The 23,698-nt window shown below is 36.9% G+C and carries 20 protein-coding genes and 1 pseudogene; 9 read left to right on the top strand and 12 right to left on the bottom strand.

What is annotated here, in order from left to right; translation table 11 throughout:
* Positions 1–5: 5 nt before the first annotated feature.
* Positions 6–3,677, bottom strand: coding sequence for a methionine synthase (metH, locus tag ACSSV9_RS12820; protein WP_437347653.1), 3,672 nt, complete (start codon positions 3,675–3,677; stop codon positions 6–8).
* Positions 3,678–3,797: 120 nt separating this feature from the next.
* Between metH and rfaD the strand changes: the two genes are divergently transcribed.
* From rfaD to ACSSV9_RS12805, 3 genes are read left to right on the top strand one after another with little or no spacing between them, the layout of a single operon-like run.
* The gene (gene rfaD / locus ACSSV9_RS12815) at positions 3,798–4,772 is read left to right on the top strand and encodes an ADP-glyceromanno-heptose 6-epimerase (protein WP_437347652.1); all 975 of its coding nucleotides are present in this window, start codon (positions 3,798–3,800) and stop codon (positions 4,770–4,772) included.
* Positions 4,773–4,788: 16 nt separating this feature from the next.
* On the top strand, positions 4,789–5,139 hold the full coding sequence (locus ACSSV9_RS12810; RefSeq protein WP_437347651.1) for a four helix bundle protein: 351 nt from the start codon (positions 4,789–4,791) through the stop codon (positions 5,137–5,139).
* Positions 5,140–5,155: 16 nt separating this feature from the next.
* On the top strand, positions 5,156–5,614 hold the full coding sequence (locus ACSSV9_RS12805; protein WP_437347690.1) for an NUDIX hydrolase: 459 nt from the start codon (positions 5,156–5,158) through the stop codon (positions 5,612–5,614).
* Positions 5,615–5,617: 3 nt separating this feature from the next.
* Here the strand turns inward: ACSSV9_RS12805 and ACSSV9_RS12800 are convergent, their stop codons facing one another.
* Together ACSSV9_RS12800 and ACSSV9_RS12795 are read right to left on the bottom strand one after the other, a co-directional pair.
* The gene (locus ACSSV9_RS12800; RefSeq protein ID WP_437347650.1) at positions 5,618–6,523 is read right to left on the bottom strand and encodes a DNA-methyltransferase; all 906 of its coding nucleotides are present in this window, start codon (positions 6,521–6,523) and stop codon (positions 5,618–5,620) included.
* Complete coding sequence (locus ACSSV9_RS12795) at positions 6,513–7,406, bottom strand: hypothetical protein (RefSeq protein ID WP_437347649.1); 894 nt, start codon at positions 7,404–7,406, stop codon at positions 6,513–6,515. The genes ACSSV9_RS12800 and ACSSV9_RS12795 overlap by 11 nt, the downstream gene beginning before the upstream one ends.
* Positions 7,407–7,553: 147 nt before the next feature.
* On the opposite strand from ACSSV9_RS12795, the gene ACSSV9_RS12790 reads away from it, so the two are divergent.
* Together ACSSV9_RS12790 and ACSSV9_RS12785 are read left to right on the top strand one after the other, a co-directional pair.
* Positions 7,554–8,084, top strand: coding sequence for a hypothetical protein (locus tag ACSSV9_RS12790; protein WP_437347648.1), 531 nt, complete (start codon positions 7,554–7,556; stop codon positions 8,082–8,084).
* Between the two features lie 10 nt (positions 8,085–8,094).
* Positions 8,095–8,490 carry a phosphoribosyltransferase gene (locus tag ACSSV9_RS12785; protein ID WP_437347647.1) on the top strand — a complete coding sequence of 132 codons (396 nt, stop codon included), beginning with the start codon at positions 8,095–8,097 and terminating at the stop codon, positions 8,488–8,490.
* 35 nt (positions 8,491–8,525) lie between these two features.
* Here the strand turns inward: ACSSV9_RS12785 and ACSSV9_RS12780 are convergent, their stop codons facing one another.
* The 6 genes and pseudogenes from ACSSV9_RS12780 to ACSSV9_RS12755 form a co-directional block, all read right to left on the bottom strand.
* Positions 8,526–8,786, bottom strand: a complete 261-nt coding sequence (locus ACSSV9_RS12780) for a DinB family protein (protein WP_437347689.1) — start codon at positions 8,784–8,786, stop codon at positions 8,526–8,528.
* A gap of 280 nt (positions 8,787–9,066) precedes the next feature.
* Positions 9,067–10,370 (bottom strand): annotated as a pseudogene (locus ACSSV9_RS12775) (NCS2 family permease).
* A gap of 52 nt (positions 10,371–10,422) precedes the next feature.
* Positions 10,423–11,490, bottom strand: a complete 1,068-nt coding sequence (gene speD / locus ACSSV9_RS12770) for an adenosylmethionine decarboxylase (RefSeq protein ID WP_437347646.1) — start codon at positions 11,488–11,490, stop codon at positions 10,423–10,425.
* 773 nt (positions 11,491–12,263) lie between these two features.
* Positions 12,264–12,716 (bottom strand): hypothetical protein, encoded by a 453-nt coding sequence (locus ACSSV9_RS12765; RefSeq protein WP_437347645.1) that lies wholly within the window; start codon positions 12,714–12,716, stop codon positions 12,264–12,266.
* Between the two features lie 59 nt (positions 12,717–12,775).
* The gene (locus ACSSV9_RS12760; RefSeq protein ID WP_437347644.1) at positions 12,776–13,567 is read right to left on the bottom strand and encodes an AMP nucleosidase; all 792 of its coding nucleotides are present in this window, start codon (positions 13,565–13,567) and stop codon (positions 12,776–12,778) included.
* A gap of 8 nt (positions 13,568–13,575) precedes the next feature.
* Entirely contained in the window at positions 13,576–14,139 is a 564-nt protein-coding gene (locus ACSSV9_RS12755) for a phosphatase PAP2 family protein (RefSeq protein ID WP_437347643.1), read from the bottom strand.
* A gap of 149 nt (positions 14,140–14,288) precedes the next feature.
* On the opposite strand from ACSSV9_RS12755, the gene ACSSV9_RS12750 reads away from it, so the two are divergent.
* On the top strand, positions 14,289–16,529 hold the full coding sequence (locus tag ACSSV9_RS12750) for a PAS domain-containing hybrid sensor histidine kinase/response regulator (protein WP_437347642.1): 2,241 nt from the start codon (positions 14,289–14,291) through the stop codon (positions 16,527–16,529).
* Positions 16,530–16,567: 38 nt separating this feature from the next.
* Here ACSSV9_RS12750 and rocD read toward each other — a convergent pair whose 3' ends face one another.
* Entirely contained in the window at positions 16,568–17,770 is a 1,203-nt protein-coding gene (gene rocD, locus ACSSV9_RS12745; RefSeq protein WP_437347641.1) for an ornithine--oxo-acid transaminase, read from the bottom strand.
* Positions 17,771–17,890: 120 nt separating this feature from the next.
* Here rocD and ACSSV9_RS12740 point away from each other — a divergent pair, with 120 nt between their 5' ends.
* From ACSSV9_RS12740 to ACSSV9_RS12730, 3 genes are read left to right on the top strand one after another with little or no spacing between them, the layout of a single operon-like run.
* Positions 17,891–18,310, top strand: a complete 420-nt coding sequence (locus ACSSV9_RS12740; RefSeq protein WP_437347640.1) for a secondary thiamine-phosphate synthase enzyme YjbQ — start codon at positions 17,891–17,893, stop codon at positions 18,308–18,310.
* Position 18,311: 1 nt separating this feature from the next.
* Positions 18,312–19,142: a phospholipase C/P1 nuclease family protein gene (locus ACSSV9_RS12735; RefSeq protein ID WP_437347639.1), complete on the top strand. Its 831-nt coding sequence runs from the start codon at positions 18,312–18,314 to the stop codon at positions 19,140–19,142.
* Entirely contained in the window at positions 19,139–19,669 is a 531-nt protein-coding gene (locus tag ACSSV9_RS12730; RefSeq protein WP_437347638.1) for an LOG family protein, read from the top strand. The genes ACSSV9_RS12735 and ACSSV9_RS12730 overlap by 4 nt, the downstream gene beginning before the upstream one ends.
* Here ACSSV9_RS12730 and ACSSV9_RS12725 read toward each other — a convergent pair.
* Both ACSSV9_RS12725 and ACSSV9_RS12720 read right to left on the bottom strand, forming a co-directional pair.
* Positions 19,658–20,725: a glycosyltransferase family 9 protein gene (locus ACSSV9_RS12725; protein WP_437347637.1), complete on the bottom strand. Its 1,068-nt coding sequence runs from the start codon at positions 20,723–20,725 to the stop codon at positions 19,658–19,660. The genes ACSSV9_RS12730 and ACSSV9_RS12725 overlap by 12 nt on opposite strands.
* 78 nt (positions 20,726–20,803) lie before the next feature.
* Positions 20,804–23,686 (bottom strand): protein O-mannosyl-transferase family, encoded by a 2,883-nt coding sequence (locus tag ACSSV9_RS12720; RefSeq protein WP_437347636.1) that lies wholly within the window; start codon positions 23,684–23,686, stop codon positions 20,804–20,806.
* Positions 23,687–23,698 lie beyond the last annotated feature (12 nt).

Genomic DNA, 23,698 nt, shown 5'->3' with positions numbered 1-23,698 from the left:
AATCCTCAATCGTAATTCAGTATAGTGCGTAACCATTTTTCTGCTTCCGACTTGCTCATTCCCTTTCTTTTTCTATAATCTTCGAGCTGGTCAAAGCCAATTTTGCCCACGTTGAAATATTTGGCTTCGGGGTGTGCAATATACCAACCTGAAACGGAAGCAGCCGGTAACATAGCCATGCTCTCGGTCAATATGATGCCAGCATTTTCTGTGGGATTAAGGACTTTCCAGATTGTAATTTTTTCCGTATGATCTGGCAAAGCAGGATATCCTGGTGCCGGGCGAATTCCAATATATTTTTCAGAGATTAATTCTTCATTCGTAAGATTTTCATCTGCGGCATAGCCCCACAATTCTTTTCTCACTTTAAGATGAAGCAATTCAGCAAAAGCTTCGGCAAGTCTATCTGCAAGGGCTTTTACCATAATAGCATTATAGTCGTCATGTTTTGATTCGTAATATCTTACAACCTCGTCGATTCCTATTCCCGCCGTAACGGCAAAGAGGCCTACATAGTCGTTCACACCGTATTCTTTAGGCATAATAAAGTCAGCCAGTGCGTAATTGGGCTGTCCTTTAACTTTCTTGATTTGCTGTCTCAATGTATGCATTACAGCCAGCAATCCTGTAGATGATTCATCGCAATAAAGTTCGATATCGTCACCTGTAGAATTAGCCGGGAATAAACCGACGACAGCATATGCTTTCAGTAGTTTGTTGCTAATAATTTCTTTTAACATTGACAATGCGTCATCATATAATTTCTGGGCTTCTTTGCCATAAGATTCGTTCTTTAAAATATCAGGATATTTTCCTTTCATTTCCCAGGCTTGAAAAAAGGGTGTCCAGTCAATAAAGCGGCTAATTTCTTCAAGCGGATAATCATTATAAACCGTCAGTCCCAACTTATTCGGTTTTATCGGCTGGTAGCTTTTCCAGTCTGAATGAAATTTGTTGTTGCGGGCTTCTATTAGAGTAACAAAGTTTTTCTCGGATATTTTTTTAACGTGATTTTTTCTTAATTCTTCATATTCATTTTTTACTTGAGCGACGTAATTTTTGTCCATAAGAAGATTATTTACCACCTGAACACTTTTGGAAGCATCGAGCACATGAATTACCGAACCACTATACTCGGGATCGATTTTAACCGCAGTATGAATTCTTGATGTTGTAGCTCCTCCTATCAAAAGTGGTAACCTCATCTTTCTTCTTTCCATTTCTTTTGCAACATGCACCATTTCGTCAAGTGAAGGTGTAATCAATCCGCTCAGTCCAATTATATCTACATTTTGATCGATTGCAGTTTGAATAATTTTATCTGCCGGTACCATTACGCCGAGGTCGATTATCTTGAAATTATTACAGCCGAGAACAACGCCAACTATATTTTTGCCGATGTCGTGAACGTCTCCTTTTACTGTGGCGAGCAATATCGTGCCCGATTTGCTCGAATCAGTATTTTTTTTGTCGGCTTCGATATAAGGGATTAAAACTGCAACAGCTTTTTTCATCACCCTTGCGCTTTTTACCACCTGAGGTAAGAACATCTTGCCCGCACCGAAAAGATCGCCTACAACGCTCATCCCTTCCATCAAAGGGCCTTCGATAATAGAAAGAGGATTTTTATAAATTTTCAGTGCTTCATTTATATCTTCTTCAATATAATCGACAATCCCTTTGATTAAGGAGTGCTTCAATCTTTCTTCTACAGATTCCTTTCGCCACTGTTCGTCTTTAACTTCTTTTTGCCTGGTTTTATCGATACTGTTTGCATACTCGATTAACCTTTCAGTAGCATCGGGTCTTCTGTTCAACACGACGTCTTCGACGAGCTTAAGCAACTGAGGTTCAATTTCTTCATAAACTGCAAGCTGTCCTGCGTTAACTATTCCCATGTCCATACCGGCTTCAATAGCGTGATAAAGGAAAACCGAGTGCATAGCTTCTCTTACCATATCATTGCCGCGGAATGAAAACGAAACATTGCTAACTCCTCCGCTCACTTTAGCCAGTGGCAGGTTATTTTTAATCCACCTTACGGCTTCAATATACGCCAGTGCATATTGATTGTGTTCTTCAATTCCCGTAGCAATTGCAAAAATATTCGGGTCAAGTATAATATCCTGTGGTGGGAATCCTACTTCTTTGGTCAATATATCATAAGCCCTTTTGCAAATAGCTATTTTCCTTTCGTATGTATCTGCCTGACCTTCTTCGTCGAAAGCCATAACAACAACGGCGGCACCGTATTTCATAATTTTTTTTGCTTGCTCTTTAAATTTATCCTCGCCTTCCTTGAGCGAAATCGAATTGATAATACCTTTCCCCTGCAAGCATTTGAGCCCTGCTTCAATAACGCTCCATTTAGAGGAGTCGACCATAATGGGCACGCGTGCTATATCCGGCTCTGAAGAGATTAAATTCAAAAACTTAGTCATTGCTTCTTCAGAATTGATCATCGCCTCGTCCATATTCACGTCGATAATCTGTGCACCGTTTTCCACCTGTTCTCTGGCTACCGATAATGCCTCTTCATATTTTCCTTCTTTTATTAAACGTGCAAATTTTTTAGAGCCGGCAACATTTGTTCTTTCACCAATATTGACAAAATTTGTATCGGGTCTGAATATTAGCGGTTCCAGACCACTTAAGCGAAGAAAGGGTTCCACTCTGGGTATTTTTCGTGGTTGATACCGTTCGGCGATCGTTGCAAATGATTTTATATGTTCTGGAGTAGTGCCACAACATCCGCCCACTATGTTTAAAAATCCTTCGGCTGCGTACTCTTCTAAGATTTTCAGCATTGCTTCTGGCGATTCGTCGTATCCACCGAATTCATTTGGCAAACCCGCATTTGGATAAAGACTTACAAAAACGTCGGCAATTTCGGATAACTCAGAAATGAAGGGACGCATTTGAGCAGGACCGAGTGAGCAGTTTAATCCAACACTAAGTAAATTTTTTGTGTGCGAAATCGAAATCCAGAATGCTTCCGTAGTTTGCCCGGACAAAGTTCTTCCACTCATATCGATAATTGTACCGGAAATCATTATCGGCAATTCCACACCCATTTCTTCGAAAAGCTCCATAATTCCAAATAGTGCAGCTTTTGCGTTCAGAGTATCGAAGACCGTCTCGAGCAAAAGAATATCGACTCCACCGTCGATCAATCCCTTTGCTTGTTCTTTATAAGCGACTTTCATATCATCAAATGTGATTGCACGAAAACCCGGATCGTTTACATCGGGTGAAATGGAAAGGGTTTTATTTGTTGGTCCCAGAGCGCCAGCAACAAATCTCGGTTTGGAAGGGGTTCTTGCTGTGAAGTCGTCGGCCACTTCTCTTGCAATCATAGCCGCTCGATAATTTAATTCATAAACGAAACTTTCCGTGCCGTAGTCAGCTTGAGAAATCGAAGTAGAATTAAAAGTGTTGGTTTCAATAATGTCAGCACCCGCATCGAGATATTGATAGTGAATCGACTTTATTATTTCCGGCTGAGTTATAACCAGTATATCGTTATTGCCCTTCAAAGGCGATTTATGGTCACGGAATTTTTCGCCTCTAAAATCCTCCTCACTCAATTTATGGCGCTGAATCATTGTTCCCATTGCGCCGTCGAGTATCATTATACGCTGCGTTAATATTTCTTTTAATAAGTTAAATTTATTCATAATATTATGTCCGTGATAATATGAACAGAAAAATTCTTAGTTTTGATGTCAGCTTTTATTTTATTTATTGTTTAGTATAATTAATTTTATTTCAAAATATAATAAATAAATGGGAAGAATATGATAGTTGTAACTGGTGGCGCGGGCTTTATAGGCAGCGCTGTTGTCTGGAAACTAAATCAATTAGGAAGAGACGATATTATTATCGTCGACGAACTCGGCACAGATAGCAAATGGAAAAACTTAAACGGACTTTCATTTGAAGATTTCTATCACAAAGAAGATTTCATTAGTTATATCATCAACGACAGTCTCCCCTTCGATACGGAAACAATTATTCATCTCGGCGCTTGTTCTTCAACAACGGAGAAAGACGCCGACTATCTGATGGACAACAATGTACATTACTCTCAGGAATTGGCAAAATATGCTCTTAGAAACAACGCTCGTTTTATCTATGCATCTTCAGCAGCCACATATGGGGATGGTTCAAAAGGTTACGACGACGACGAATCCCATCTGGAAGATTTGAGACCCTTGAACATGTACGGATATTCAAAACATCTCTTTGACCTCTGGGTCAAAAGGAATGGTTTACTCAATAAAGTAGTCGGATTGAAATATTTCAATGTATACGGACCAAACGAATATCATAAAGGCGATATGAGAAGCGTAGTTCACAAAGCATTTCAACAAATAAAATCAGAAGGAAAAGTTAAGTTATTCAAATCTTATCATCCGAACTATAAAGATGGTGAACAAAAGAGAGACTTCGTTTATGTTAAAGATGCTGTGGATATGACTCTATTTTTCATTGAGCATAAAGACAAAAATGGAATATATAACATAGGCACAGGAAAAGCACAAACATGGATTGAACTTGTAACAGCAATATTCAAAGCCCTCGACAAACCAGTTAATATTGAATTTATCGATATGCCCGAGGAGATCAAAGACAAATACCAATATTTTACGGAGGCAAATCTCGATAAGATACGCGCCGCCGGTTACAAAAATAAAATCATGAGTCTGGAAGAAGGCGTAAGTGACTACGTTCAAAATTACTTAATGAAAAAAGAATATCTCGCTTTATAATTTAACGGAGTAAAAATTGGTAAAAGAGCCATCGAGAGGTGAATTTAGAAAGCGTCTCTACTTTTTTACATTAAAACTGATTGAATTTATCGATCAGCTACCGAAAGACAATGTTTCCCAGAGAATTGGAGACGAACTCTTTGGCAGCGGCACAAGCGTTATAAGTAGTTATATCGAAGCCAGCGCCGCTACTACAACAAAGGAAATTAATATCCATACAATTGCCTCTCTTAAATATGCCAATGAATGTAAATTATGGTTAGCACTCGTTAGAGACAGCAAACGCGCCAAACCAGAAAAAGTGAAATGGTTCCTCGACGAGCTCGACGATATTTCCAAAATTTTAGCAGATTCGATTAAAAAATAAAAGGAAGAAATAATTGATGCAGCTTGCAACTCTTTGTTACGTTATTGAGAACAATAAAATATTGATGATGCATCGCGTCAAAAAAGAAAACGATATGCATGAAGGGAAATGGAATGGCCTCGGCGGGAAGTTCGAGGCAGGTGAAACTCCCGAAGAGTGTGTTATTAGAGAAGTTAGAGAAGAGTCGGGATTAATCATTACTAATCCCAGATTAAGAGGTTTTATAACATTTCCTTTGTTCGACGGTGAAAAAGATTGGTATGTATTTGTCTATACAGCAAGTAAATTCAATGGCAATCTGATTAATTCATCAGAAGGTAATTTAGAGTGGATTCCATATGAAGAATTCGGCAAATTGAATTTATGGGAGGGAGATAAAATTTTCATACCGTGGCTTTTTCAGGAAAAATTCTTCAGCGCAAAATTCGTTTACAAAGAGAAGAAACTTGTCGACTATTCAGTTGTGTTTTATTAAATGTTAGTCGAACAATTTCATCTGATTTTTATATTCACTGATCCTTCGATTTGCCAGTTCAATGTATTTTCTGTCGGTATCATAGCCAATATAATGACGATTGTTTTTAAGAGCTGCAAGGCTTGTTGTTCCACTTCCTAGAAATGGATCTAAAATAACGTCATTCTTAAATGAATACATTTTTATCAATCTTTCAGGTAATTCTTCGGGGAAAGGAGCTGGATGACCAATTATTCTGGCAGATACCGCAGGGAACGTCCAGACACTTTTTGTCCATTCCAGAAATTCTTCTTTAGTTATTGTACTTTCTTTGCCGTTGCTTTTCAACGAAAAAGTACCTTTACTAAATACTAATATATATTCATGAATATCTCTCAATACAGGATTAGCAGCGGATAACCAACTTCCCCAAGCTGTCGAAGGACTGGCACTTGAACTTTTATTCCAGATAATTTCTCCACGCATCAAGTATCCTATTTCCAGCATATCTTTAATTATATAGCTGTGCAACGGTATGTATGGTTTTCTACCAAGATTAGCAATATTGATACATGCTCTACCACCAGGAACAAGCACTCTGTAAGTTTCCTTCCATACTCTTCTCAATAAGGTAAGATATTCATCTAAACTTAAGTTTTCATCATACTCTTTAGTAGCATTATATGGAGGAGATGTTATCATTAAATGTACAGAATTGTCAGGTAATTCATGCATACTCTCACTGCTATGGCAAAAATGCCTGTCTAAAACATTTTGTGGAATACTATTCTCAATATACTTTACTTTTTGTTCTTTATTAATACCATCGTATAACTTAGAATTGTAAAATTGCGATGAATCATGATTGATTTTACCTGGAGTACCAAATGAACTTGTTTTAGTACCGTTTCTTCTATTATTAGGACTCATGACTCTCTCTTAGTAATTCTAAAAATCGCTCGGCTTTTTTCTCGATATCAACTTCTTTATTAGCACTCTCGATTAAACGTCCCAACTCCCTGTTTGATTTCATGCCAGAAAAAAATTTTCTATCTTCACTTAATAATCTATTAATATTTTCAACTAATTCATCATAATTATCTATCCTAATAAATCCTTTTTTAATGGTATCTTTAATATTCTCTCCATTGTTATCCAAAGGAGATGGGTTAATAGACCAAAAACCTTGCACAATTCCATATTCACGAAGATTATCAACTTTAGTCCTGTACGTTTCAGTTATCGGTGTATTACCAATAATGATTATTGGTATATAATTCGCTTTATTTGAAGAAATTCTAATGTTAATTGCTTTTCCGATAGCTTTAAGCATTGTATCTGATCTTAAAAAGCTCGGAGTACCTTTATGTGTAGTGTAATCGCCTACATATCTAATTTTTTGTGATGTAGTTAATTTCCAATTCCAAACTAATGACATTTTTACTTCTATTATTATTTTAATATCCTCTGGCTTCTGTTCTTGTTTATTTTCTTTACAAATAGCAACATCTGCAGGAGAATCTTTACTGAGTTCAATTTCTTTACATATGACCTTTCTTACTGCGTAACAATTAATACTTCTTGCATATTCACTTAACAAATCATGAACAAACTTTTCTGTATAATCACCGATGAAAGCATTTCTCGATTGCAGTGTATACTTCCTTCCTTTATATGATTTAGGCCAATATGCATAATAATGATTATCTTTTGTATAGTAAAAAAGTTCATCTGGAGAATGCTCTAAAAGAAACTTTTTAAAGAACATTCTTTCGCATTTTTTATCCCATAAATGCATGTCTACAATATTCACACATTTTTTTTATTTAATATAAAAAAAATCAAGATTAATAACTGGGACTCTTCTTCTATTGATGAACAAAAATTAAGCAGTTTTTTTGGCATATTTATAAGAATCGCTTATATTTGCAGTAATTTTTAAAAAAGGGGGAAACCACTCATGGGAAATTCAAGTACATTATTAGCTGCAAGATTATCAGAAAAACTACAAATTAGAGAAACTCTTGCTATATTTGTCCTGGCTGTTATCCTTCCAATAGTTTTTCATCTTCTGCCTGATATAAATGGAATACCGCTCGGGAAATACGTTCTCCCAGTTTATTATGCACCGTTAATAGCCGTATTGTATTTCAGATTTCATGTAGCATTTGCCGCATCTCTTTTAGCTCCAGTTACTAATTATCTTATAACTGGCAAGCCAGCTTTTGAGATTGTTCAATTAATCACTCTCGAGTTAGTTATATTTGTTACAGCTGCATATTTGCTCAAGCATGTAAGTCGTTTTAAATACGTCATTGCACCATTAAGTTACTTCATATCAGTTATGTTCGTTTATTTCTTTGCATTTTTAAATATTTCTGGACTGCAATTAAGTAACGGTTATTTATTTAATTCATTTTCTACAGCGATTCCAGGAATAGTTATGCTTACAATACTGAATATTATTTTGATTAAAAGAAAAGAGGCTTAAGAAAATCTCGATGAGAGAACTTAGTTTCAGTGAAATCTCTGAGAGAATAAAATTGTTCAAACTTCCGGCTTATGATACCGTCGTCGGTATTCGAGAAGGGGGCGTTGTACCAGCCTCTTTAATTGCTTATAAGTTGAATGCTGAATTGATTACATTAAAGATCAACTTTAGAGACAATAACAATCAACCTATTTACGAAACACCGAAAATATTATCTGAGATAAATAAAAATTTAGAGGGCAAAAAAATTTTGATTGTAGACGATGTATCTGTTACAGGCAAAACACTGGTTACAGCAAAATCGTATTTGAAACTTCCCGAAGCTGACACACTTGTTATGAAAGGGAAAGCCGATTACGTTATCTTTCCTGAAATTGACACATGCGTAATCTGGCCATGGAAGTGATTCAAAATTACACGACACATCAATCAATCAGTTAACTACTCCTGCGGCTCCATACCATAAACAACCCATTCTTCTTTAGCAAGGCCGTATACGCCAGGGACTTTCAGTCTCGCAAGTCTCATAAAAACCGTTAACTGTCCAAGATGATGAATATGATGAGCCATCATTACAGAAAGACTTTTGCCTCGTTTCCAGGTTTCTCCGTATAGAATGTCTTCGCGAAGTAACGTCTCGTCAGTCCACTGTTTCTCAATTTCGTTATAAAGTCCAGATGCTACTTTCTTGAACTTATCGATTTACTCATGAACATTTGACAGCAATTAAGCATCCTTTCCAATTGCTCTGACGTTTAGTTCCATTAATTGAGCCATTTCAACGATAGTTAGTACCATATGCCATACAATTCTTCCACTAGACCTTATATCGTCATGAAATTTCTTGTTAAGACTTTCATCACTTAGTCGTAAAAATCTTTAATTGTTGCTTTCGTTTCCTATTTTCAGTCTTTGAAAAAGTCGTTTATTACACTATAGATATTATCTCCTACCGAAAATTGTTAGAAATTATTTGTACTTATCAATATGGATAAAAAATGTAGAACAAAAGAGAGAATACGAATAAGATCCACATACCAGTTGAGATCTTCTTGAAATTTCCACCAAGAGTCATCGTAAGCGGGTAGATTACAAAACCAGCCGTCATTCCAACGCCGAGATTATAGGTGAAGCACATCATTACGATCGTTACGAACGCCGGAATTGCTTCCGAGAGATTTCCAAAATTGATATTTTTAATTGGCGACATCATAAGAAATCCTACAATGATCAAAGCGGCGCCGTATGCAAACGGAGGAATTGATGTAAAGAAAGGTGAAAGGAATAATGTACCCAAAAATAGGAGCGCCGTTATAACTGCAGAAAAACCGGAACGTCCTCCTGCTTCAATTCCTGCTGCCGATTCAATATAAACTCCGGCTGTAGTAGTACCGAGTAAAGAAGCTACAACTGTCGATAATGCATCGCATAGCATCGGTTTCTCGATGTCTGGTAAATTCCCATTTTCGTCCAGCATCTCGGCTTTATAGGCCAGTCCAAGTAAAGTTCCCAGAGTATCGATTAAATCTGTTATAAATATAACGAGTATCACTGCGATAAATCCCCACGTAAGAGCTCCTACCCAATCGATTTTTAGAAATACCGGTTCGATTGAAGGTGGCATATCAATGATTTTATTTGGCAGAGGTGCAGCGCCCAATAAAAATCCGAGGACTGTAACGCTCAATATGCCTATAATTATTGCACCATGCACCTTTTTAATCATCAATGCAGCAATAATAATAAAACCCAGCACCGCCAGTAGAATTTTTATATCCGATAAATTACCTACTTTTACCGGAGCTTCTGGCACTCCAAGACTTACAATACCAGTATCGTTAAGTCCAATAAAAGTTAAAAACAGACCTATACCCACAGCGAAGGAAATTTTTAGTGATTCGGGGATTTCATTTGCAAGCCAGCTTCTCATTTTTGTTAATGTCAGAATGGTAAACAAAACACCGCTGATAAAGATTGCACCCAATGCTGTTTGCCAGCTATAGCCGAGTACTTTCACTACAGTATAAGCTATAAATGCATTTTCACCCATATATGGAGCAATTGCGAATGGACGTCTGGCATAGACACCCATAATAAAGTACCGAAAAATGAAGTCAAAACTGTTGCCACCATTGAAGGGCCGAACGGTATTCCAGCTGCTTCAAGAATTTTAGGATTTACGATAACTATGTAAGCCATAGTTACAAAAGTTGTAAGTCCTCCTATTATTTCATTACGATAATTTGTGTGGAGTTGATCGAAGTTGAAATACTTGACTATCGACATAATTATTTTCTCTCTTTTATTATAAGTAATAAATTACTTCCGCCAGTCTCTATCATTTACGTGCGGAAGCGAAAATCCATTTTTCGCAGAAAGAGGGAATATAAACAGTGTAGTACTTTATACCTTTGTAATATTTATTCAGAATGGAATCAACAAGAGCATGCGTTTCTGAGTCGAAATGTGAGCAACATTGAAGCGTGAGGATTCCGCCAGGATTCATGCTTTTATAAATATCATTAAAGAAATTATCGAGAAATTTTTCACGCGGAATTTTCGAGAAAGCCTCAGGGTGCATTGTCAGATCATAAACTACAACATCGAAGCCGCTGTTATTCTTTAAATAATGGAGTGCGTCCTGATAGACTATTTCGTCATTCTTATCGATAAAAGACTTTTGAGAGATTTTGAGGAGATACTTGCTACTTACTTCAATTACTTTAGGATCGATATCTACCAGAGTAACTTTACGCGGTTTAATTTTCAATAATTCGTTGAGCACTCCACCATCGCCACCGCCCAAAATCACCGCTTTGTTTATTTTAATATTCGACTTTCTAATCGGATCGACTAATGCTCTGTTATATATATCAGCATCATATTCGGAAATCTGCAGTTCATTGTCGAGAAAAAGCATTCTACCGAAATGCTCGTTCTCAATTATTTCTATCATTTGATATTTCGAATTTTTGGAATAGAGAATTTTGCTGGCATGGTAGCTTACTTCGAATCCGTAGCCGGAGACAGAAGGAATCCAGTCCGGCTCGTGAAATTCGATTATGTTTCCTCTTTTCAAATATCCAAGTCGAACTTTTTTCGGTTTGAGAGCTTTTCGCAGATAGTCAATTAGCTTAATATGCTTATTCGGATCTGAACAGGTAAAAACATCGAGAGATACATGACCCGCTTCTGGATAAGAATGCAAACCGATATGAGATTCATTAATAATTGCAATTACTGGAACGCCGAGTGATTCAAGCTTGTGACTTACTATTCCTACAGAGTGAAGACCGGATTCTTCAATACTTTTTTTCAGAAATGATTTTAACTTTCTTTCGTTATTGAGATAGGTTTTATCGCAGTCAATAAATTCCGCAATATGCTGGGTTCCTAACGGGTTCAATAAACCTCTCCCGCATTTTTTCAAGCAAATATAAACATTTATGGAAAAAATTCATTACCGAGTGTTAAGAATTGTATATAATAGTCCATCTGAATACATATTGCTTCTAGATAATAGCAGAATTCGCTTTGTATGTCGCTTTAAGTAATACTCCAGGAAAAACTTATGTTGTTTTAAGCAGATCAGAATCCTTTTAAAATGAGTAAACTACACTCGTCATTTTAATTAAGAATGATAGCTTGCGAAAGAATTGAAATTGGACGAAGCTGATAAGAAGTAATTAAAGCAAGTTACTGCTTGCTCTAATTGATTATTTCGCCTTTGAGCAATTTTCTGAGTTCATTGTTTAATTTGGTAACTTAACGCTCTCCATTGTTATTGTACTTAACCACTCCATATAATTCGAAGTGATTTGATAGTAAACACAATAAATAAGTTTCCCAGAATCCGAATGATGGCAAGAACAAATACCATTCACCGGGCATACTACATTTTAATAATCTTTAGAAATCTTTCATGCAGAGCTACATTCGTTAAATCTAATGCTAAATCATAAAATCAAACTCACAATTGTCGATAGGTTGAATCTCTAGGTAATCGTGCTTTTTTCAAATAAGGTAAAATCGGACTTAATCGACAAAGTCACTAAAGTATAAATACTCGAAAAAATCACCTAACTACTTTTTTGTTCTTTAAAATATTTCTTAACATCAATATTATTGATTTGTTATCGAGTATTGAAAAAAATACAACAGATTTTGTATGAGATTAGATTAATTCATTTCCAGTAATGCATATCCGGAAGGTAATTTTATAAATTTAAGTGTAACGAGGAGCTCCTGTCCAGCATTTAAAAACGAAACTGTAACTTTGGTAATTTTGTTATCCTGCATATTATCATCTACAATTTCTTTAATTGTGTATTTTTCACTTACATTCAGAAGAGCTGAAATTTTTTTGCATATCCTTCTGGCTGTGTTTAATTCATCTTCATTATTTGGATTTAATACCGACTTGAGTTTTCTGTTTGAATCTTCACCATTGTAAACAATTAAGGCGGCGGCTCTTTCATAATTTTTTTGTTTACTGAGTTTAAAGAGTTCTTCTACGGTGTTATGTATTTTATTCTCTTCCTGTGGTGGTACAATGTTTTTTTGCGGAATAACAAAAACAGTCATCAGAACAAGCAACAAAATCGTCAATATAATATTATAGATCGATTTCATATTTCCCTCCACATCTATAAACGAAAGTTAAACATCAATGACAAAATAGTGTTCTTACCTTAAAAAGTAAAATGTTTTATTGGTTCACCCTTAGCACCAATTTCTGTCATAGCCTCGATACCAATATCAAGATGAATATCGGTATACTTTTTCGTCACATATCGATCTGACTTATCAGTTTTTATGCCTTCAGGAAACATTGGCAAATCTGACACCAGTAATAGAGCTCCGCGTGCAATTTGATTTGCATACCCTACAATAAATAATGTAGCCGTTTCCATATCAATGGCAATAACACCGAGTTTTTTCAAATATGCTTTGAATGACTCGTCCCATTCCCATAGCCTTCTGTTAGTAGTGTAAACAACACCTGTTCTGTATTCCATTTTACGTTCAATAATTTTATCGGAAACAAATTTGTGAAGTTTAAATGAGGGCAAAGCTGGTACTTCTGGCGGAAAATAGTCGTTGCTTGTACCTTCGCCTCTTATAGCAGCAATCGGTAGAATGAAATGACCAATTTCAGTCGAATGTTTTAATCCACCGCATTTACCAAGGAAAAGTACTCCCTTAGGATTTCTGGCAGTCAGTAAGTCCATAATAGTAGCTGCATTGGCCGAACCGATACCGAAATTAATTATTGTCAATCCCTGATTGTTGGTAGCCGTTTGCATCGGTTTCCCGATTCCTTTAATGTCGCAGTTAAATCGTTCTGCAAATCGAGTTACGTAATTATAAAAATTTGTCAATAGAAGGTAGTCGCCAAATTCGTCAATTTTAGTATCAGTATAACGGGGCAACCAGTTTTTTGCAATTTCGAGTTTAGTCTTAAGTTCTTTTTTCTTTGCCATATTTAATCCTATTTGATTCGGACAAAACGTTTGTTGAATTTTTCATCAATTTGAAAGACGACCCACGAAAAGAGATATCCTACAACCGAGCCAATGATTGCTCCTCCTATTACATCAGAGGGGTAATGAACGCCAACATACGGTCTTGAAAATGCCACAATAAAAGCCACTGTGAAAAAAGCTATTTTATAGTTTGGATAAATTCTCGAGAAAAAAATTGCCACGGAGAAATTATTGACTGCGTGAGACGATGGAAACGAGTATGACCCAGTACAACCAACAAGCAATCTTACATCTGACAATGCATTGCAGGGTCTGAGCCTTTCGAATAAATCTTTCAATAAGTTACTGCTCAATTGGTCGGAGATGGCTACAAGAAATATCAAAACAACAGCTGCAATTCTTCCTCTTCTTCCCCCCTTAATTATCAAAGTTAAATAAAGAATAGTATAAGCAATAAACCAATTTCGAGGATCTGTTATAAATGGAAAAAACTTATCGAATAGTGGATTGGACAAAGTATGATTAATAAAATAGAAAAGAGAAATGTCGATGTTCAGTAAAAAGTCCACAATTCATCCTAAAGAAATTTTAATTATGTCGATAATATATTAATTATTTATTTATTAATTTAGTATCGATAATTATTGATATACTCCCGAAGCATGATTATTATCAGAACATAAAATATTTCCCTAACTTTGAAAATAACGGGTAACAAGTGGTAACAGCAGGAAATACAGCTAAAAAATATTCCCGAACATTAGAGCATAAAGTTAATGAATATATAAAGCAAGAAACACAAAAGGAGCTTTTATCTCCATTCAGATCGTTGGCCATTTTTTCTGCTGCATCTGGCGGGATAGCTCTAATTTTCGAAGTGCTCTATTTCAGTGAGCATAGCATTCAACTTTATGTATCGCGTTTATTTTCCGTTTTCATCGCCTTTGTACTACTTGTATTATCTAATTCACGACATGGCAAAGAACATCCCGCCTTGCTGGTACACATTCTTTTAATGTCGATCGTGGCGTCTTTCGGAGTGATGATTTATCTGGAACCACAAACCTTAGTATTCAATTCGCACATAATAAGTCTAATAATATTTACTGCCGCATTATTTCTCAGCTGGGAGGTACGCCATCAGGTTTTAGTTGCAGTTTATTATAACCTCGTGTTTGTTGCTTCGGCAATAGCCAATCAGGCTCAAAATATTCAGCACATGCTCGAATCGATTGTACTGGTAATGATCATAAGCGTTATGGCGGTGGTCGCAAGTTATATTAATTACAGACTCCGTCGCGAGGCTTTACTGAAGAGCTACGAAGTCGTCCTTTCAGAAAAAAAATTCAGAAATATTTTTGAAAATTCGGTTGAGGGAGTATTTCAAATTACTCCAGCAGGCAAATTCACCGCTGTAAATCCCGCTCTTATCAGAATGCTGGGATATTCATCGGAGGAAGAAATTAATAAATTGAATTTTTTCAACGACCTCTTCAAAAGGAAATCGGACGCAGATTTGTTGAATAAATTGCTCGAAAAACAGGGTAAGGTAAAAAATTACAGAGTACAGTTTCTTAAAAAAGACGGCAGTGAAATTGCAGTTAAAATGAATGTAAGGCTGAGTTACGACGAGGAGGAAGACGCAACATTTTTCGATGGCAGCCTTCAGGACATAACTCAACAGGTGCTGGCAGAACACGAACGCCAGAAAGCACTGGAAGCATTGCGACAGGAAAAAATTAAATCTGACATAGCTGCGCAGAAAGCTCGACAAGAAAGTAGCTATAAAACTAAATTCCTGGCTAATATGAGTCACGAAGTTCGTACTCCAATGAACTCGGTTATGGGTTTTCTTACATTGATTGAAAATGACCTTTTTGAAAGTGAGGAGGAACTAAAAAAATTCGCGCGGGATGCCCGTCTTGCAGCTGAATCGTTACTGGACATAATCAACAATATTCTCGATATATCTAAAATCGAAGCAGGTAAGATGGAACTCGAAGAAAACGAGTTCGACCTGAGTGAAGAAATTCATAAAGTATCGTCGATAATTGGTCAAGCAGCTCGACAAAAGGGAATTGAAATTATCGAAGAGATCGATCCAGGTCTGCCCGATAAAATTTACGGAGACGCCACACGCTACCGACAGGTCGTATTAAATCTGGCTGGCAATGCTGTTAAATACACCGACAAAGGAAGCGTTACGATTTCTGTAAAAGTAGAAAATAGAACTACAAGTACAATCGAAATCCTTACCTCTGTAATTGATACTGGTACGGGAATTCCTAATGATAAAATTCCCCTTCTTTTTGAACCTTACGTGCAGGTAAAAGACAAAAAGGACAAAAAGGAAGGCACGGGACTAGGATTGGTTATTGCGAAAGAATTCATTAAACTGATGGGTGGCGATATTAATGTCGAAAGTAAACCCGGTCAAGGAAGTAAATTTTACTTTACAGCCAGGTTCAGGCTCACTCCATCGGAAAGCGAAGAATCCGGAGTTGCAGCAGCTTCAATTTACAATCAAAAAGAGATAGAAAAACAAGAAGCACTAAAACCATCCATTCAAGAATCGAAGTCTGAAAAACGTTTACTACTGGTTGAAGACAATCCGATAAGTCAGGACCTGGAGTTAAAAATCCTCCGCGAAGTCGGTTACACAGTGGAAGCAGTATCGAGCGGAAGCGAAGCTATTGATGCAGTTAAAACAGGCAGATATAATCTTGTTTTAATGGATATCGAGATGACAGATATGGACGGCATTACCGCCACAAAACAGATTAGAAATTTACCCGGCGATGTAGGTAAAATTCCGATTATTGCTGTCACTGCGCACTCAAGTATGAAAGACCGTGAAAAATGTTTAGCAGCAGGGATGAACGATTATATCGCCAAGCCTATTAACATTCAGTTCTTAAAACTTACGATCGACCAGTGGCTAAAGAGACAAATCGATTAAAAGAAGGCTGCACCATATGGAGCACAGCCTTCAACAAATTATGCCATTTTAAGAACCTCTTCAATACGCGTTAAAGCCCAGTCAATTTCCTCTTTTTTAATAATCAACGGGGGAGCAAAACGAATTACATTTTCGTGAGTTTCTTTGCAAAGAATTCCTTTTTTCATAAGAGCTTCACAGAAGCGGCGCGCTCCTCCCGCTTCCGGTATTAATTCTACTCCGATGAACAATCCCTTACCTCGTACTTCTTTGACATGCGGGGATTCGATGCCTTTTAATTTTTCGATGAAATATTTACCTACTTCAGCTGAGTTTTCAATCAATTTTTCTTCGATCAGTACTTTGAGTGATTCTCTTGCTACAGCAGCACCGAGTGGATTTCCTCCGAAAGTCGAACCGTGGTCACCTGGCTTGAAAACGCCGAGTACTTCTCGATCAGACAAGACTGCAGATACTGGATAACAACCACCCGACAAAGCTTTGCCAATTATCACAACGTCGGGTCGAATCCCTTCATGCTCGAATGCAAATAATTTACCAGTCCTTCCCAATCCAGATTGGATCTCGTCTGTAATTAATAAAACATTATTCCTTTTACAAATTTCATAAGCCTTTTTCAAATAGCCCTCCGGAGGCACAATTATACCACCTTCTCCTTGAACAGGCTCGACAATAAAAGCAACTGTATTTTCTGTTACTGAATTTTCTAAATCTTCTGCATTCCCGTACTCGACAATTTTAAATCCAGGAGTAAGTGGACCGAAGCCATCGCGGTACTGTTTTTCAGTAGAGAAACTGATGATTGTAATTGTTCTGCCGGCAAAATTATTTTTGCATGCTATTATCTCGGCTTTATTTTCGGGAACTCCTTTAACTTTGTATCCCCATTTTCTTGCAGCTTTCAAGGCTGTTTCGACAGCTTCAGCTCCTGAATTCATTGGTAATGAAATTTCGTATCCAGTCTGCTCACTCAATTCTTTATAAAGTAAAGGGAGTTGATCGTTACGAAATGCACGTGAAGTCAATGTAACTTTTTCTGCCTGTTTCTTGAGAGCATTTATAATACGTGGATGACAATGCCCCTGATTAACAGCAGAATATGCCGCAAGACAATCCAGATATTTATTTCCCTCGACGTCATACACCCAACAACCCTCCGCTCTTTCAATTACTACATCCAGCGGATGATAATTGTGCGCCCCATATCTTTCTTCCAGTTCAATAAATTCCTTTGTTGTCATATAAATCCTCTTTTTATTTAAATTGTAGCTCTAAATTATTAAAATTGTTTTTCTATTCCGAATGATGATTAATACAAAAATTTATAATTTTGGTTATCAACTTGAGAGTAAGGTGACGAAATGGAGATCAAAACGTATAGTTTTACTGTAAATACCAGGGGTAACAGCGACATAATAGACATTACTGCTGAAGTAAAAGAGAAATTAAATGAAACTGGATTTAAAGAGGGAAGTGTACTGGTTTTTGCTCCAGGCTCCACTGCAGGAATTACAACAATAGAATTTGAGCCTGGATTACTAAAAGATTATCCCGAATTTTTCGAAAAAATAGCTCCATCAAATAAACATTATCATCACGACGAGACCTGGCACGATGCCAATGGATATGCACACGTGCGAGCTTCGTTGCAGGGCAATTCTGTAACGGTTCCATTTACAAATTCAAATTTACTTCTGGGCACCTGGCAACAGATAGTACTTATCGACTTCGATAATAGACCCCGCCGAAGAAATATTATTACACAATTTATAGGACAATAAAATGACAAAATTCAAGTTTTTTCTGACCTGCTTCCTTTTTCCTTTCCTGTTGAACTTTGCGTGGGGAAATGAAGGTCATCAGCTTATAGCCAAACATGCATTAAACTTAATCTCCTCAGAGATTGGCTTATCACAAGATGCAATCAATTACATTATAGAACACTCCGTAGACCCGGATTACAGAAAAAAAGACGATCCCGATGAACCTCAAAGGCATTTTATCGACATCGATTTCTACAGCGAATTTTTAAATGGAAGCATGATAAATTCGAAAGAAACATTAAAAGCTATTTACGGCGATAGCACTGTAAAAAAAATGGGACTGCTACCATGGGCTACTTCAGAAACATTTGATAAACTTGTAAATGCATTCAAGGAAAAAGATCGTGCTAAAATATTGCTATACTCTTCCGACCTGGCTCATTACGTTGGGGACGGCCATCAGCCGCTTCACGCAACAATAAATTATAACGGGCAACTCACAGGTCAGAAAGGAATACACTTCCGATATGAAATTGAGATGTTCAACCGCTATCTGAATGAGATTGAAGCAAACCTGAAGAATGGTCAGGTAGTTGAACTAAAAGCTCCTCTTTTAGATGTAATTTTTGACTATATCTACGAATCAAATTTCGAAGTGGATATAATTTTAAACGCCGACAAAAAAGCAACACAATACAGTAATAATGATGAAAACAAATATTACGAATTGCTCTGGTTTAGAACCCGTCATTTGACAATTGATAAAATAAATCAAGCGTCTATAATGTTGGCATCGATGATTTATACTGCCTGGCTCAAAGCCGAGAAACCTGTTTTGAGTTCATTATGAAAAATAAATTTGTAACCGTATTCGGCAGTTCTGTACCTAAACCGGGCGACGAAGAATACGAAACGGCATATCTGCTGGGGAAACTTCTTGCAGAAGCGGGTTTAAATGTTTGTACTGGAGGATATCAGGGCATTATGGATGCTGTTTCGAAAGGTGCTCGTTTAGCCGGAGCCGAAGCCATTGGAGTTACTATCGACATTTATAATTCCGTACCGAGTAAATATCTGAGCAAAGAAATTAAATGCAAATCCCTTTTTGAAAGACTCGAAAATCTAATGAAAATTGGAGATGCATATATAGTCCTTCAAGGTGGCACCGGCACGCTGGTGGAGCTTGCCATTGTGTGGGAATTTATCAACAAAAAAATGATGCCCAAGAAACCTATAGCATGTCACGGGAAAATGTGGTCCGATATTGTAAAGCTTATGGATACTCAGATAGAGAAAGAAAAACGTGAAATCGGTTTGATAAAATGTTTTAGCGATATTAAGATCTGCGCTAATTATATAATTGACTCACTTTCCTGAATTAAGTAATTCTTCCGAAAGTTTATACACCAGGTCGACCGGCAATTCTTTGATACATTTAAACTTAACGTCTCCCCTTTTACAGGTCAATGGTCTGGGTGAATAATAAAAGCATGGAGCGCAGTCGAGATTAAGCGAAGCAATTCTATACTCTGTTCGCCAGGGATGAATATAATCGGGATTCGTTGGCCCTATTAAGGCAACCACTTTCAACTTTAAAGCCGACGCCACATGCATAAGACTCGAATCGTTTGTGACAAACAAATTACATCTTTTCATAACCGCTGCAGTATGAATTAACGAATCTGTATCAACAGAAATAATATTAGAATTGCCTCCGTACTTTATTATCTCTTCTTTTAATCGATGCTCTTCAGGTCCTCCGAAAATCAACACACGTGCTTTATGTTGATTGATAAAACGAACAGCTAACTCGGCAAATTTTTCAGTACTCCACCTTCTATTAGCATGATTCTTTAATGTAGAGCATCCAGGATGGAATCCAATTACAGTTTCATCTTCACTTATTTTATATCTACTTAAAAAGTTACGCATATATTCTTCATCATCAGAAGAAAAATTCAAGCTCAAGCCTGGAATAGAATCTACTAAAGAGCCAGTTATCTTTTCGATTAATTTGATATTTTCTTCTACATTGTGAAGTTTATCATTCTCTTCAATTCTAACATTATTCAAAAATCCAAGATTCATAAAATCCATGCGGAGATACTTTACAGCAGCTCGTTTTTCTGCTCCGATTAAAAAGTTAATAATATTATATTCCTTTCTGTTTGATGGATACACATTAATCGAAATGTCGTATTTACCTCTTAGACTTATAACATACGAGAGCGATTTTAATTTTGGCTTATTGAGAAAGTCCCAGTACAAAACTTCAGAAATCTCGGGTAAACTATTATATATTTCCGCCACTCCTTTGTACATTACAAGGGAATCGATCCTTGAATCGGAGTAAATCTTCTTTAGCACCGATAGTGCCGGCGTAAACATCAATGCATCCCCGATACCTGATAAAGCTAAGACTAATATTCTCATACCTGTACAGTCATTATTAAAATGAAGAGTCCGCCTTCAAGCGGACTCTTTCTTAGGAAAATTAAAATTTATCGAAGCTTATTTAACTTCGAGCGTGTCAACGCCCGCAAGCCGTCTGTATCTATTGAGCAATTGTTTGACAGATTCGTCGTAAGGCAAATAAATTGACAATTGATTAAGAACTTCGACGGCTTCTTTGTACATTTTCATATTTTCATAATGGGTCAATAATATATCATACGGATTATTCCAGCTCGAATAATCTCGCGGATTGTTCTTTAATTGCAACTTTGCCGTTTCAATTACCTCTTTTGCAATTTCTTTATACTTGTCGTATGCGCCCGCAGCATAATAAAGACGAGCAACATCATGCAGAATTCTGTTGTCAACTTTTACGATATTGCGTGGAATTTTCTTTTCCATTAAATCGAGAGTTTCAACTGTACGTGTACTATCTTTTAAGCTATAGAGATAATGAACGGCAAGCCTCATGAAAGTATTGCGATAGTTCTGTATTAATCGCTCGTGGTTTTCATCGAAAAAGATTGTCGAGTCGTTCAAGCCTCTAAATTTAAATCCGGGACGATAATCTTTCGAAAATCCTTTTGGTTCGTCGAATAATTGTTTGCGCATAATCGGCTCGTTTATAAATTCGATTGAGCCTGTGTTCGACTTATCCGGCACAAGTCGAAGCGCCATACCCTCCATACGCAGATAGTCATCAAGTCCAAGCTTACTATCGTCCGAACAAGTTATTGCAAAATAAATTGGTCTTTCCCATTTGCTTTGCATGATTATATCGAGTACTACAAGGTCTTGAGTTCGAATGGCTTTAATATTCCCATATTGTACTGGATTTTTCATGAGCCATGTAAGTTTTCCTGTTTTTATAATTGTACTATCTTTAACGTGGAATTTTTTAATTACCTCGGGCGGAACGGGAATAGACATTTCAGTGGGTTCCCACCTTTGTACTGTAAGATTATCGATGTCTCTATCGGAAAGGCTCATCTGAACCTTGGGTGCGCCATAAGGTTCGGTATTTTTAAGTTGTTTGATATACCAAGGAGTGTTCAGAAGACTAAGATTCGCAATTCGAACATCTCTACGGACACCTTCGACATCCTGCAAATACCACAACGGGAATGTATCGTTATCTCCGTTAGTAAATAAAATTGCATTGGGAGCGGCACTTTGCAATAGATTATAAGCGTAGTCCCATGGAACGTAATTACGCGAGCGGTTGTGTTCGAAGTAGTTTGCATGGAACATATTTACAGGAACTACAATAATTCCCGCAACCATTATAAGACTTAAAAATGGTTTAAGATTATTAATCTTATCAAATTTTTCGATAATCAATTCAATTATGCCTCTCATGCCGAGTGCAATCCAGATTGAATAAACAAAAAAGGCACCGACATAGAAATAATCGCGTTCACGCGGCTGTGGTTGTTGTTGATTTTGATAGAATGCCGTTAAATAGCCGAGGAATATAAACATAACCAAAAAGACCGAAGCCATCTTCCAATCGCGCCTAAAATGGAAAAACAAACCAAACAGACCAATAAAAAACGGGATGCCATACATATCCGACCAATCGACGCCACTATCTTGATAAGTAGAAACTCGTCCGATATAATTCCAGAATAAATATCTATTGAACATGTGATCCATCTGATAGCGCCACAGGAAATCGAGATCGCTCGAATAATTTGTGTATATACCCATTTGATGCGGTTCGTTGGAAAATCTTCTCTTAAACGTTGGGAAATCACCGTATTGCTCACGATTCAGGTAAGACTCCAATTCGGTAAAGGTTTTGGGAGAATTCATATTAATCGGCGGCTCTTCATTGGCACGTATTATTATCATAGCATAAGTGGTGATTCCAACAAGCCCCAATAAAAAAGCTTTCGATACAAGATTGAGAGTTGGTTTATTATTCTTTGCAGTCCAGTGGATAGCAAAAGCCGTAATGGCAAATAATAATATCGAGGTTATGAGATTTAGTGTGTAGTCATTACCCGATATTAATGATATAAGTCTGGGTACATATTTGACTAGACCTGGATAAACTACAACAAGTGTAATACCTCCGAGAATCATTGGAATATAAAATGAATTTCTCGTAAAGATCTTTTTATACAAAGCCGCCATAATCAAAGCCGAAATGGCGCCCAGCACTATCATAAATCGTTTGTCAACGTCTTTATATTCATCAGGGGTTGGTGGATTGGACGAAGTTTGCGAAGCCCACATTAAAGCCGCTACCACAAGCACAACGGCAGCATGAATAAGAAATATTATTGCGGTCTTTTTAAGTGTTTCTTCATCGTCAATATATTTTCTGAATACAACAATCATAACAATTGGCACAATCGCAAGAACAGCCATCAAATGCACGCCTGTAGAGAGCCCTATTAAATAAGCAATCAAGAGAATATATTTTTCGTTGTCCGGCTGGTCGGCTTTTTCATTCCATTTCATCATTAACCAGACTACAAAAGCAATAAAGAAAGTCGAAGATGCATACACTTCAGCTTCGACAGCATTAAACCAAAATGTATCGCTAAAACTTAACGAAAGGGCTCCAATGGCAGCGGGTATATAAACAGTTAATGCTTCGAATAAACTTCCAGGTTCTTTTTTCCTATAATTTTTTATAAGCATTACGGCGATTAAATATAGGAACATCACCGTAAAGGCACTCGTAACAACTGAAATTAAATTGACTCTTAAACCGATGTTTTCAGCAAAAGGGATCATAGAAAAAAGTCTGCCAACGATTAGGAAGAAAGGTGTTCCAGGTGGATGTGGCACCTGCAGTGCATACGACGATGCAATAAATTCGCCACAATCCCAGAAAGAAACCGATGGCTGAACCGTTATTAGAAAAACAAATAAGCTGATAGCAAATACTATTCCTGCAATAATTCTGTTAAGTAATTTATGATTCATATCCCACCGCTA

This window comes from Melioribacter sulfuriphilus (assembly GCF_051488685.1).
Lineage (GTDB): Bacteria > Bacteroidota > Ignavibacteria > Ignavibacteriales > Melioribacteraceae > Melioribacter.
This window is presented reverse-complemented; position numbering and strand designations above follow the sequence as displayed.

Coding starts and splice junctions, on each gene's coding strand:
- metH (WP_437347653.1), bottom strand. CDS start 3,677: ATGAATAAATTTAACTTATTAAAAGAAATATTAACGCAGCGTATAATG.
- rfaD (WP_437347652.1), top strand. CDS start 3,798: ATGATAGTTGTAACTGGTGGCGCGGGCTTTATAGGCAGCGCTGTTGTC.
- ACSSV9_RS12805 (WP_437347690.1), top strand. CDS start 5,156: ATGCAGCTTGCAACTCTTTGTTACGTTATTGAGAACAATAAAATATTG.
- ACSSV9_RS12800 (WP_437347650.1), bottom strand. CDS start 6,523: ATGAGTCCTAATAATAGAAGAAACGGTACTAAAACAAGTTCATTTGGT.
- ACSSV9_RS12790 (WP_437347648.1), top strand. CDS start 7,554: ATGGGAAATTCAAGTACATTATTAGCTGCAAGATTATCAGAAAAACTA.
- ACSSV9_RS12785 (WP_437347647.1), top strand. CDS start 8,095: ATGAGAGAACTTAGTTTCAGTGAAATCTCTGAGAGAATAAAATTGTTC.
- ACSSV9_RS12765 (WP_437347645.1), bottom strand. CDS start 12,716: ATGAAATCGATCTATAATATTATATTGACGATTTTGTTGCTTGTTCTG.
- ACSSV9_RS12760 (WP_437347644.1), bottom strand. CDS start 13,567: ATGGCAAAGAAAAAAGAACTTAAGACTAAACTCGAAATTGCAAAAAAC.
- rocD (WP_437347641.1), bottom strand. CDS start 17,770: ATGACAACAAAGGAATTTATTGAACTGGAAGAAAGATATGGGGCGCAC.
- ACSSV9_RS12740 (WP_437347640.1), top strand. CDS start 17,891: ATGGAGATCAAAACGTATAGTTTTACTGTAAATACCAGGGGTAACAGC.
- ACSSV9_RS12735 (WP_437347639.1), top strand. CDS start 18,312: ATGACAAAATTCAAGTTTTTTCTGACCTGCTTCCTTTTTCCTTTCCTG.
- ACSSV9_RS12730 (WP_437347638.1), top strand. CDS start 19,139: ATGAAAAATAAATTTGTAACCGTATTCGGCAGTTCTGTACCTAAACCG.
- ACSSV9_RS12725 (WP_437347637.1), bottom strand. CDS start 20,725: ATGAGAATATTAGTCTTAGCTTTATCAGGTATCGGGGATGCATTGATG.
- ACSSV9_RS12720 (WP_437347636.1), bottom strand. CDS start 23,686: ATGAATCATAAATTACTTAACAGAATTATTGCAGGAATAGTATTTGCT.